This is a genomic window from Acidocella facilis ATCC 35904 (genome assembly GCF_000687875.1).
Lineage (GTDB): Bacteria > Pseudomonadota > Alphaproteobacteria > Acetobacterales > Acetobacteraceae > Acidocella > Acidocella facilis.
This window is the reverse complement of sequence record NZ_JHYG01000029.1, coordinates 1-11,192: the sequence shown is the minus strand read 5'-3', so window position 1 is coordinate 11,192 and position 11,192 is coordinate 1. Positions and strand designations below refer to the sequence as shown.

The 11,192-nt window shown below is 60.8% G+C and carries 10 protein-coding genes and 1 pseudogene; 7 read left to right on the top strand and 4 right to left on the bottom strand.

What is annotated here, in order from left to right; all coding sequences use genetic code 11:
- Window positions 1-195, bottom strand: a 195-nt coding sequence (locus tag T331_RS0116360) for a helix-turn-helix domain-containing protein (protein WP_244876998.1), incomplete at its 3' end; no start/stop codon positions are given.
- 57 nt (window positions 196-252) lie between these two features.
- Here T331_RS0116360 and T331_RS19695 point away from each other — a divergent pair.
- The gene (locus T331_RS19695) at window positions 253-2,244 is read left to right on the top strand and encodes an FdhF/YdeP family oxidoreductase (protein WP_081822313.1); all 1,992 of its coding nucleotides are present in this window, start codon (window positions 253-255) and stop codon (window positions 2,242-2,244) included.
- Between the two features lie 236 nt (window positions 2,245-2,480).
- Here T331_RS19695 and T331_RS20105 read toward each other — a convergent pair whose 3' ends face one another.
- Together T331_RS20105 and T331_RS18820 are read right to left on the bottom strand one after the other, a co-directional pair.
- Window positions 2,481-2,645, bottom strand: coding sequence for a hypothetical protein (locus tag T331_RS20105; RefSeq protein ID WP_155992766.1), 165 nt, complete (start codon window positions 2,643-2,645; stop codon window positions 2,481-2,483).
- A 432-nt stretch (window positions 2,646-3,077) separates the two neighbouring features.
- Window positions 3,078-3,239: pseudogene (locus T331_RS18820) on the bottom strand (transposase); the annotation flags it as partial.
- A 201-nt stretch (window positions 3,240-3,440) separates the two neighbouring features.
- On the opposite strand from T331_RS18820, the gene T331_RS20645 reads away from it, so the two are divergent.
- The 6 genes from T331_RS20645 (at window position 3,441) to T331_RS18815 (ending at window position 9,933) form a co-directional block, all read left to right on the top strand.
- Window positions 3,441-3,656 (top strand): DUF2934 domain-containing protein, encoded by a 216-nt coding sequence (locus T331_RS20645; protein WP_081822312.1) that lies wholly within the window; start codon window positions 3,441-3,443, stop codon window positions 3,654-3,656.
- A gap of 939 nt (window positions 3,657-4,595) precedes the next feature.
- On the top strand, window positions 4,596-5,756 hold the full coding sequence (locus tag T331_RS0116320; RefSeq protein ID WP_244876997.1) for a paraquat-inducible protein A: 1,161 nt from the start codon (window positions 4,596-4,598) through the stop codon (window positions 5,754-5,756).
- Complete coding sequence (locus T331_RS0116315) at window positions 5,753-7,408, top strand: PqiB family protein (RefSeq protein WP_035180545.1); 1,656 nt, start codon at window positions 5,753-5,755, stop codon at window positions 7,406-7,408. Before T331_RS0116320 ends, T331_RS0116315 begins: the two co-directional genes overlap by 4 nt.
- A gap of 2 nt (window positions 7,409-7,410) precedes the next feature.
- Window positions 7,411-7,974, top strand: coding sequence for a PqiC family protein (locus T331_RS0116310; protein ID WP_026440793.1), 564 nt, complete (start codon window positions 7,411-7,413; stop codon window positions 7,972-7,974).
- Window positions 7,971-8,942 (top strand): lysylphosphatidylglycerol synthase domain-containing protein, encoded by a 972-nt coding sequence (locus tag T331_RS0116305; RefSeq protein ID WP_026440792.1) that lies wholly within the window; start codon window positions 7,971-7,973, stop codon window positions 8,940-8,942. The genes T331_RS0116310 and T331_RS0116305 overlap by 4 nt, the downstream gene beginning before the upstream one ends.
- A 4-nt stretch (window positions 8,943-8,946) precedes the next feature.
- Entirely contained in the window at window positions 8,947-9,933 is a 987-nt protein-coding gene (locus tag T331_RS18815) for an AI-2E family transporter (protein WP_051622450.1), read from the top strand.
- 247 nt (window positions 9,934-10,180) lie between these two features.
- Here T331_RS18815 and T331_RS19685 read toward each other — a convergent pair.
- A protein-coding gene (locus tag T331_RS19685) for an IS630 family transposase (protein ID WP_155992765.1) occupies window positions 10,181-11,117 on the bottom strand; the annotation gives its coding sequence in 2 pieces (ribosomal slippage) (window positions 10,181-10,786 and window positions 10,788-11,117; 936 coding nt in all).
- Window positions 11,118-11,192 lie beyond the last annotated feature (75 nt).

Sequence of the window (11,192 nt, the reverse complement as noted above, 5' to 3'; positions counted from 1 at the left end):
GCCGTTACGGGCAAACAGCCGCTCCTCCAAAACCGCATCGGTCAGGTCGCCTGGCAGCGGCCACGTCAATCCCGCCACCTGGGCGCGCTTCAGATTGTCCTGGATCGTGCTCCGCGCCACACCGAGCATCCGCCCGATCGCACGCGCGCTGATGCCCTCGCTGGCCAGACGTAATGTGTATCGTATCTGCCTCATCGTCAGCTCTCTCTTCGCCGGCATCCGTCTCTCCCCGTGAGTGTTCACGAGGCGCAAATGCCCGAGTTGCTGACCCACCCGAAAACGCCGGAAATGCCCCGCCAGGTGGCCGGATTTAAGTCGGAATCCTGGCCGGCTTCATCTCGGAATGGTGGCCGACATCAAATCGGAATCCCCGGCCGGCTTCCGTCGGAATCCGCAGTATTTTACACATCCGGCCGCGCGTCGTTGGGGACCTCATATCTGTATAGCCTGTTTGCCCGGGCCTACGGCACAAATAATTTGCCTGACAGCTCGAACATGTGTCACGAAGCGACATCCGTTGTGTTGACCAAATCCATTGGCGTGCCGGTTGGAACCGTTACGCTTGAAGATTGTGAGCACACCGATCTGATCTTCTTTTTTGGCCAGAATACCGGCACAAACAGCCCGCGCATGCTGCATCAGCTAGAGGACGCGCGCCGGCGAGGCGTGCAGATCATAACCTTCAACCCGCTGCGCGAACGTAGTCTGGAACGTTTCGAAAATCCAAAATCACCGGCAGAGATGCTGATAAAGCCAGCCACCCTGATCAGTACACAATATCACCAATTAATGATCGGTGGAGATGCCGCAGCTCTTATGGGGTTGTGCAAGGCGGTCATTGAGATGGACGATAATGCGCAGGCAATGGGCAGTGCTCGCGTAATCGATCATGAGTTCATCGAAGACCATTGCGCAGGATTTGATAAGTTTGCCGCTGCGGCGCGTGAATATGATTGGGACGACATCGTCCGCCGCTCCGGATTATCGCGCACAGCCATCGAAGCTGCCGCAGTCGTCTACACGCGCGCCCCGCGCGCCATGGCGTGCTATGGTATGGGCCTCACCCAGCACAAAAACGGTGTCGAGACAATTCAGCTCCTTGTCAATCTCCTGCTTTTGCGCGGGAATATCGGCCGGCGGGGTACGGGTATCTGTCCGGTGCGGGGTCATTCCAATGTGCAAGGTCAACGCACTGTCGGGATCAGCGAGAAACCAGAACTGGTCCCGCTTGATCGGCTCGAGGCTCAGTATAGATTTGCAGCGCCTCGAAAAAAAGGCCTGAATATCATTGAGGCATGCGAAGCGTTGGTGAACGGTAAGCTGCAGGCAGTATTTCAACTTGGCGGCAATCTTGTCCGCTCCGTACCGGACCGCGCGCGCATTGAACCCGCCTGGCGGGAATTGCCGCTCAGTGTCAGCATTGCCACCAAGCTCAACCGCAATCATCTCATTCATGGCAAGATCGGATATATCCTGCCCTGCCTCGGCCGGAGCGAGGAGGATATCCAGCCTTCCGGCCCGCAGGCTGTATCCGTCGAGGACAGTATCGCCTGCATCCATGGCTCGCGCGGGCGCCGACCGCCGGCGAGTCCAAACTTGTTGTCCGAAACAAGGATTATTGCCGGCTTAGCGAAAGCCACGCTGGCGCCCAACCCCCTTATGGACTGGGCGGGCTGGGCCGATGATTATTCCAGGATACGCACAGCACTCGGTGAAACCTACCCGGAGATTTTCCACGACATGGAGCGCCGCATGTGGCTGCCGGGCGGTTTTCCCAGACCGATCAAGGCCCGCGAGCGCATCTGGCAGACCGAAAGCCAACGGGCAAATTTCATCACGCCCGAGGGCCTTAAGGAAGATCCTCATCCGCAGGATAGCCACCGTGACGTGTTTCGGATGATGACGTTACGGAGCAATGATCAGTTCAACACCACTATCTATGGCTATAATGACAGGTTCCGCGGCATCAAGGGTACCCGCATGGTGGTGCTGCTGAACCGTGACGACATGATCCGGCTCGGTATCGACGAAGGCGACATGTTGATGCTTGAGACGGTTTGGGATGACGGGATTGAGCGTAAAATGAGTGGATTCCGTGCCACCGGTTACGACATCCCGCCTGGTTGCTGCGCCACCTATTATCCAGAGGCCAACGCGCTGATGCCATTGTCGCATTATGCAGCGGGCAGCTTCACACCAGCGGCGAAATCAATTCCGATCAGGGTCATCAAGCTCTCCAACTAAACTCACGCGAAAAGGAAGAACGAGCCGAAGGCGGAACACAGCTTTATTGTGATGGCGGGGATTCGGCCAACCCGTCATTTTCATTCATGGCTGGTTGCGCGGCGTTTGATATATAGATCCTCGTCATCAGAGGCACCTGAAAGGGAAGGGTATCGCTTCAATCTTTTACACTGTAGCCACTGAACCGCTATGCATCGACGATGCGGAAGATAACACAAAGGCCTGCTGCGTTTCGGCTATTTTTCTTCCGGAAGATCTTCCATGGCGCGGTCAAGAGCAGTTCCAACCAATTCGCTCGCCCATTCATTGATGAGGGATTTCAGCGTTTCCTCCTGCACCCCCTGCGGCCATTTTGTTCCAAAATGGCCGTCCAGACGGGGGATCAATTCATCAGCATACATCTGTTGCTCCTGTCAAAAGCATGATGGTTATTTTATTTAACGCGTGACCCGCTATTAACTATTTTCCGTACGAATGTTTCGCTAAGCTATATCCGGCGCATTATATAGGGATCTGACCACAGCGTCTTTCTTTCAGTCGCACAGGCTTCACATTTTTTGCGTATAAAGGGTAGAAGTGGCCGGCTTTGTCTGAACACCGTTTCGCAATCTATAAGTGAAAGCTCTGCCGTGTTGGTTGATGGTATGCCGGTATCTGGGCCTTGCGCAAGGAGGGCTTAGCCCGACTGGAGCGAGGCCCAGATACCGGCGGCGGAATTTTCAGGCTGCTGCGAGCAGTGGGGCCTGGGTGAAGTAGGCTTGGTCTGGCGTGCGCGCGCCAAGGCTCGAATGCGGGCGCCGCCCATTGTAGACAACCATGTACCGGCCAAGCCCGGCGGCGCCTTCCGACAACTGCGCCTTCCAGGCCGTGATCTGGTTGGAATGAACATCATAAAGCTGCGCCAATTCGGCCAGCGTCTTCTCGCCCTTTAATGCAGCCAGGGCCACCTTGGCCTTAAACGCAGGGGCGTGGGTACGGCGGGTACGCTTCGTCATAAGGTCTCCTGATCTGCGGCATCATCGCCGCGTTCAGGCAGAAATTCCACTTATCGAGGTGTTCAAATTTGGCCAGCCAGCTATGGTGTCGCATTTCATTTCTCCCCACCCTTGGCGGCCTTGTGGCGAAAAGCCAAGCGCTGCCCGCAGCGCGGTCTACTAGATTACTATGCCATATCTCACTCTTGAAAGGAATATGTCTTGTCAGATGACCGAAATGACCGCGAGAAGGACATCGAGCAAATTGCTTATCATTTTTGGAATGACGCGGGCCGTCCTGCGGGCAGGGACCTGGAGTTCTGGCGGCAGGCAGAAGCAGAATATAGCCAGCGCGTTTCGAAACAGAATCAGGGCCATATGGTTGAGAAAGCTGGTGAAGACAGTTTTCCAGCGAGTGATCCGCTCAATCACATGTAGCTGGAGCATGATGAAGAATTTTTTCCATCGCTCGTAACCCGGAAAATTCGGCTTGATGATTGTCTGCGGCCACGGCAGTTTAAAAGTGAGTTTGATATCCGGCTTATAATGGCTGGCGTTAATTGGATCTCCCGCTGTCTCCAAAGCTATGCAGATGCAAAAAATGTTAGCCTTTTGGCGACGTCTCGTACCAAACCATCCGCAGCGGTATCGTCTCTGTCCCCGGGGCCTTGGCTTGCCGGAGGCAGCGATTGACGTGCTTGAGGTCGCAGATTTTGTCGAATTCTTCCCGGATTATTACGTTGCCGTGGACGTCTATCAGTTCATATACGATAGCCTTATCCGCCTCCGAGTAAAGGTGACTCTTTGGGTATAAGATTATCCTTTGCTTTGCATTTGTTGGCAACTCAAAGTTTTGCAGCAATTTCATGAACTCGAATATTCAGAGAACAAATTTTTAATGTTTTACGGTGGCGTTTTGTAACTTAATCGCTGGAATAATTTTGGCGCTTCTCGTCTTTCACGTGTTCAGTGCCGCAAAACCAAGACAAAACTCCAAGCTGTCAAGATCTTTGCATGACTCAAATATCCCCGGTTTTTTATCTGATGGATCGAGGTATTTGAGTATGCCAAATTTTCTAGGGTCCCGCTTTCGCCTTCACCTTGTCTTTTAGTTCCTCGTGCGGTCATCAGGCTCTTCCCGGCTTAGGAAGAGTATTGAATCGTCTTGTTTTTCACAGCTCTTGGCGGCGAGGCCTTCCAGTTCAGCCGCTATGGCTTGTCGGATGTCATAAAATTAAACTTCAGCCCCATTCTTATTGTCGCCAAAGCACCAAAATCTCCGGAAGTCTAACGGAATATGATAACGTGTCGTCATTTGCTGCGCACAAAACCGAATTGGAGTTCGTTGGCTGCCGTGATTGCGGACAAATTCAGTCAATGGCCGATGTTGCGTATGGCGGCTCGCTGCGTTGTGTCCGATGCGGCCACACTCTGGAGCGATTGAACGGGCGCAGCCTCACCTTGGCTTTCGCCTGTAGCCTGGCGACCTTACTGCTGCTATTTCCCGCCAATCTGCTGCCGATCCTGCAGGTCAATATCCTCGCCGCAACCAACCATAGTTATATCGCTTCCGGCGTCCTCGGAATCTGGGTGCAGGACTGGCCAGTGGCCGCCATCGTCATCGGGCTGGAGATCATCGCTCTGCCCTTTCTCCGCTTTGGTCTGCTCAGCCTGGTGCTGGGCATGCTTTGGCTTGGCCGACCGGCTTCGTGGCTCGGGCGTGGGTTTCGCTGGGCGGAGCGGCTGGATAACTGGGCGATGATGGATGTTTTCGTCTTTGGCGGCTTCATCGGCTATGAGCGTGTGGTGCAGGAGTTGCCGGTGCGGATTCTCCCCGGCGGCTATTGCGTTATTGCTGCGGCCTTCCTGTCCCTGGTGACCCGCGCCGCGCTTGAGCGCCGGCAGATCTGGCGGCGCATCGGCTCCGTTGCCCGCGAGGCCGCGCCGGACATGATCTGCTGCACCAGTTGCGACCATCCGGCGCCGCCGGTGGCCGAAGGCCAACCTTGCCCGCGCTGCGGCGCAACGCTGTGGCGCTGCCGGCCCTATGCGCCGATGCGCGCCATGGCTCTCACACTGGCCGGCTTCGCCTTCTATCCGGTCGCTTATCTTTACCCGATGGAATCAAGCGACGTGCTGGGGGATCTTACCGGCTATTCCATTCTCACCGGCGTGTTCAAGCTGGTGCAGGCCAATCTGTGGATCTTCGCCGCGATCATCTTTTGCGCCAGCGTGCTGATCCCGCTGCTGAAACTCTTCGCATTTGCATGGTTCGGGCTCTCCATCCAGCGCCGCTCCAGCGCCCGGCTGCGGCTGAAAACCCGGCTCTACCGGCTGATCAACACGATTGGCCGCTGGTCACATATCGATGTCTTCACCGTCTCGGTGTTTTTGCCGTTGATGCATCTTTCCGGGCTGCTGGCCGTTCTCGTCGGCAAGGCTCTGCCCGCCTTCCTGGCGGTGGTGGTGCTGACCATGCTGGCGGCCCCGCTGTTTGACCCGCGGGCGATGTGGCTGGCAGCGGAGCGGCGGGTATGAGCGAAAACCCACCGCCGCCCGAACAGGCTGTATTCCGTCCCTCGAAATGGCCGGGGCTGATCTGGGCGGTGCCGCTGGCGGCGGTGGGCATTATCGGCTGGCTGAGCCTCAGCGCCTTCGTGCATCACGGGCCGCGTGTGCGGGTGACGTTTCCGGTGACCGGCGGCTTGCGGGCCGGCACCACCAAGGTTGAGTATCAGGGCTATGTTGTCGGCCATATCAGTGCCGTGCGGCTGGAGAAAGACCTGCAAAAGCTCCAGGTGACGCTGGATTTCGACAATCGCATGGCCGGGCATCTGGGGGCGGGCACGCGCTATTGGCTGGCTGGTACCAGCTTCAGCCTGGCGCATCTCAGCAACATCAAGGACATGGTCTCCGGTCCGGTGGTGATGCTGGACCCGCATGCCGGCGCTACGGTCACGCATGCCCAGGGGCTGGGGGCGCCGCCGGCATTGAGCGGCTCGCCCCCCGGCCTGTCCCTCACCCTCACCGCCGCGCGGCTGGACAATCTTTCCGCCGGCTCGCCGGTTTTCTTCAAAGGCTATCATGTCGGCCAGGTAACCAGCGTGGCGATGGCGCCGGATGGCGGGCATCTCAACATGGCCTTGTTCATCAAGGCGCCCTGGGAGGGGCTGGTCACCGCGCGGACGCGCTTCTGGAATGCTGGCGCGGTGCGCCTCTCCGCGGGTGGCGACGGGCCAGGGGTGCAATTACAATCCGTTCCGGCGCTGCTGATGGGGGCGGTGGCGTTCGAGACGCCTCCTGTCCCGGGCGCGGCGCCGGCAAAAACGGGCGCCACTTTCACGCTGTATGCCAGTAAAACGCAGGCGCAGGATGCCCCGGGGCCGGACGCGGTGCGCTACGCGGCAATTTTCCCCGGCGGCCCGCACGGGCTCAAGCCCGGCGCGCCGGTGCAGATCGAGGGGGCGCCGGCCGGCAGCGTCAGCGCTGTAGCCTTGCATTATGACGCGGGGCAGGGTGCGCTGCAGACGCGGGTGACCTTCAGCCTCTCCCCCGCGCGCGCCGGGGTGGCGGATGCGGCCGGGCTCAACGCCATGCTGGCGACATTGGTGGGCAAGGGGCTGCGGGCGGAGATGGGCAGCAGCGTGCCGGTGGTCGGCGGCAAGATCATCCAGCTGGAGATGGCCAAGGATGCGCCCCCGGCCGCAATCCAGCCCGGTACGCCGCCTCTGATCCCCAGCTTCGGTGCCGGCGGCGGCGATGTCAGCGGCGTCATCACCCAACTCAACCAGGTGCTGGCCAGCGTCAACGGCATGCGGCTGGACCAGATCGCCGCCAATGTGCAGAGCGCCACCCGCCATATCGCCAGCCTCACCGGTTCGGCGCAGACCCGGCGCACGCTGCGCCATCTTGATCAGACGATGCGCCATATCGACGACATCACCCGCCGGGCCGATGCGCAACTGCCGGCCCTTCTCAGCGCGGTTCAACAAAGCGCCGATCAGGCCCAGCATGCGCTGCGCGATGCGCGGAACCTGCTGGCGGCGCAGCGCCAGGGCAATGCGGCGGCGGATAGCGGCGACCTGCCGCAGACGCTCTACCAGCTGTCCGAGGCAGCGCGCTCGCTGCGCGCGCTTTCCGATTTTCTCACCAGTCATCCCGGCGCGCTGCTGACCGGGCGGAGGGAATGACGATGCGACGAACCGTACTGCTTCTGCTGCTCCTGCTTTCCGCCTGCGCCGGCAAGCCGACCACCTATCTGGCGCTGGCCCCGGTACCGGGCGTGGCGCGGCCGGCCCACGGGTTGAAGGCTCTCGCGGTCAGCGCCATCGACATTCCGCCGGCGATCGACAGGCTGCACCTGACCACCGGTGCGGCGCCGGGGGTGCTGCATGTCGCCGGCAATACCCAATGGGCCGGGCCGCTGGGGCCGATGGCGCAGATCGTGCTGGCGCAGGATCTGGCGGCACGGCTGACGCGCACGGATGTGCTGATGCCCGGCGACCCGCTGCCGCCAGAGGGCGCCGCCAGCCTGCAGGTGACGGTGCAGGATTTCATGCCCGATGCGAAAGGCCAGGTGCGCCTGCGCGCGGACTGGACCGCGCTGGCCCCCGACGGGCAGCGGGTACTGGCGCAAGGCCGGTTTTCGCAGCGCTTCGATGGCGGCCAAGGGAGGGCTGACGAGGCGCGGAGCATGAGCCGCGCCCTCGGCGCCCTCGCCGACCAGATTGCCGCTCGGTTGGCGGGGCGGGTATGAGGCGGGTCATCGTCATCGCCTTGTTTCTCGCCGGGCTGGGGCTGGCCACGGCGGCGGTGCTTTGGCTGGGGGCCGGCAAGGTGCTGCATGCCTTGTCCACGCTCGGCCCAGGCGGGCTGGCGGCGATCCTGCTCTGGCAGCTGGCGGTGTTCATCATCCTGGCCGGCGCGTGGCGGGTGCTTCTTCCCGGCGCGCCGTTCTGGCTGACGGTCTGGGGCCGGCTGGTGCGCGAGGGCGGCGAGACTTGCCTGCCGTTCTCGGAGATCGGCGGGCTGGTATTTGGCACGCGCGCGGTGATACTGGGCGGCACCAGCCTGCCGCGCGCCGCTGCCTCCAGCCTTGCGGACATGATCTGCGAAGCGGCGGGGCTGGTGCCGTTTATCCTGATCGGGCTCGGGTTGCTGTTGGCGCGCGCCCCGCATAATTGGCTGATTTGGCCGCTGGCGGGCGGGCTGGTGCTGCTGCTGGCCGGGGCGGGGGCCGGCTATCTCGTCCGGCGCCGGCTGGCGCGGCTGGCGCGCGGCGCGGTGACGCGGCTGCTGCGCCCCTGGACCAAGAGCGCGCCGCGCGAGGCTGAGGCGATTCAGGCGCAGACCACCAAGCTGCTGCATGACAGGCCGCGCCTGGCGCTAGCCGCCTTGATCCATTTCCTGGCCTGGTGCGCCGGGGCCGGCAATATCTGGCTGGCTTATCATTTTCTTGGCGCGCAGGTGAGGCCGGTGGCAGCGCTGGGTATTGAGAGCCTGCTGAGCAGCGTACTGGCGGTGGCTTTTCTGGTCCCGGCGGCGCTGGGGGTGCAGGAGCTGGCCTATATCGCCATTGGCGGCGCTTTTGGCGTGCCGCCGCATCTCTCCCTCGCCCTTTCCTTCATCCGCCGCGCGCGGGATATTCTGATCGGCGCGCCGGCATTGGCGATCTGGCAGGGGGTGGAGGCGCGGCGTTTGCGCCAGCAGGCGAAGGAGGCCTGAGCCGATGCCCGCCACCGACATGCGGGGGCTGGGATGGCTGCTGGCGGCAGTCGCGACCGCCGCGCTGCTCTGGACCTTGTCGGATGTGGTGATGCTGGTCTTCGCCGCGATCCTGCTCGCGGTGTTGCTGCGCGGCGCGGCGCTGCTTCTGGCCCGTTACACCCGCCTGCCGGTTGGCGGCGCTTTGGCAGTGATCATCCTGCTGCTGGTTTCCGTGTGCGGCGGGTTCGCCTGGTATTTCGGGCCGCGCTTTGTCAGCGAGGGCCAGCAATTGATCCTCCAGATCCAGCATTATGTCGGGCATTTGCAACAGGATCAGGGCTTCTGGGGGCAGATGGCGCGCCGGGCGATGGCGGCCAAGGGGGATTTCGCCATCGCACCGCTGGCGCCAAAACTACTGACGATGACCTTTGGCACCGGCGGCGGCATCCTGCTGCTGCTGGCTACGACGCTGTATTTGGCGATTTCGCCGGATCTCTATCTGCACGGCATCATCCGCCTGCTGCCTGTGCCCCGCCGCCGCCGCGCGGAGGACATCGCCTTCCAGCTCTGCCAGACGCTGCGCTATTGGATGCTCGGGCAGATGGTGGACATGGGCGTGGTCGGTGTCCTGTCGATGACCGGCTTGGCGCTGCTCGGCATTCCACTGCCGTTGGCGCTGGGGGTGCTGGCGGGGCTGTTGACCTTCGTGCCTTATGTCGGCGCCATCCTCGCCGGCATACCGGCGGTCATCGTCGCCTCTACTGTCGGGAAGCTAGCGGTGCTCTGGGTGGTGCTGCTTTATACCGGCTGCCATCTGGTGGAAGGCTATTTTGTCGCCCCGCTGGTTTCGCGCCGAACGGTGGCGCTGCCGCCCGCCGTGACCATCCTCGCGATGGCGGTACTGGGCGAGCTGTTCGGCTTCATGGGCCTATTATTGGCCACCCCTTTGGCGGCGGCGGTGATTTTGCTGGTGCGGGAAATTTATGTCCAGGATTATCTCGAGGGCTAATTGTCCAGAGAGGGGAATGAAGAATGACGAAATCATAAGTGAGGGGACGATTCAGACTTTGGATTGACCCGCAAGGCGGGTCAATCCAAAGTCATCGCACTCTGGTGGGGTTAAGCCGCGCTGCTGGGCGTGTTGGAAGAGGTCAGCGCCCAGCCCTGCCGCTCAATGTAACACCGGAAACACTCAGCCTGAACTCACGCCGATCTGCACAGCAATTATCAAAAGCCTCACTTAGAGTCTCTTTCACTTAATTTGACGCATACCCTGAGTTTCTGAGGTAGTTTGCGCATTCGTTGGGCTTGAACTGGTTGAGCAATATTCCAATGCGCTTCCATGTGGCTTCGACGGTTCTTTCTGCGGCTTTTCGAAGCAGGGTTTTGAGTTTGGCGAAGACCTGCTCGATGGGGTTGAGATCGGGGCTGTAGGGCGGCAGGAAGAGGAGTTTGGCACCTGCGTCTCGAATGGCCTTGCGCACGGCGGGGCCTTTATGGCTGCCGAGATTGTCCATGATGACGATGTCTCCGGGGGACAAAGTCGGCACCAGCATCTGGCGGACATAGGCGGTGAATGTTTTGCCGTTGATTGGCCCGTCCAGAACGAAGGGGGCGTCGATGCGATCTGAGCGCAAGGCGGCCAGGAAGGTCAGGGTTTTCCAGTGACCATGTGGCACCTTTGCCTGTAGGGGCTGACCGCGCGGTGACCAGCCGCGCAGGCGCGTCATATTCGTCTTGGCCCAGGTTTCGTCCAGAAAAACCAGCCGCTCAGGCGCCAGTTTTGCCTGATGCTTCTTCCAGAACCGGCGTTTGCGCGCCACGTCGGGACGATCTTGCTCGGCGGCGAACAGCGTTTTTTTTGAAACTGAGCCGGGCGTCACGCACCAGGCGCCACACCGAAACCTCACTTGTGGCAACGCCGCGCGCGCCAAGTTCCAGCGCCAAGGCGCGCATCGTCAAATCCGGCTTCTCGTCCAGCCGGGCCAGTATCCAGCTCAAATGCGGCGCCAAAGCCCGAGGCGGCCGCCGGCCTTGCGGTTTGGCCGCAGCACTACCCGTCTCCCGCAACCGCTGCGACCACTTCACCGCACTTGCCGGACTTACAGAAAACAGCGCCGCAACCTCACGGCACGAACGGCCAGATAAAACCGCCGCCGCCACTCGTTCCCTTAGAACCTGAACGAAAATGATAGTTGAGCGATTTCAGTTAGTTGTGATTCTGTTGGTTTGCAACAACTGACGGAATCACGATGACTTGGACTGAAA

Excerpts from the sequence above, each read along its gene's own strand:
- T331_RS20105 (WP_155992766.1), bottom strand. The coding sequence starts at position 2,645 with ATGTATGCTGATGAATTGATCCCCCGTCTGGACGGCCATTTTGGAACA.
- T331_RS0116315 (WP_035180545.1), top strand. The coding sequence starts at position 5,753 with ATGAGCGAAAACCCACCGCCGCCCGAACAGGCTGTATTCCGTCCCTCG.
- T331_RS0116320 (WP_244876997.1), top strand. The coding sequence starts at position 4,596 with ATGGCCGATGTTGCGTATGGCGGCTCGCTGCGTTGTGTCCGATGCGGC.
- T331_RS18815 (WP_051622450.1), top strand. The coding sequence starts at position 8,947 with ATGCCCGCCACCGACATGCGGGGGCTGGGATGGCTGCTGGCGGCAGTC.
- T331_RS0116305 (WP_026440792.1), top strand. The coding sequence starts at position 7,971 with ATGAGGCGGGTCATCGTCATCGCCTTGTTTCTCGCCGGGCTGGGGCTG.
- T331_RS0116310 (WP_026440793.1), top strand. The coding sequence starts at position 7,411 with ATGCGACGAACCGTACTGCTTCTGCTGCTCCTGCTTTCCGCCTGCGCC.
- T331_RS19695 (WP_081822313.1), top strand. The coding sequence starts at position 253 with ATGCCCGAGTTGCTGACCCACCCGAAAACGCCGGAAATGCCCCGCCAG.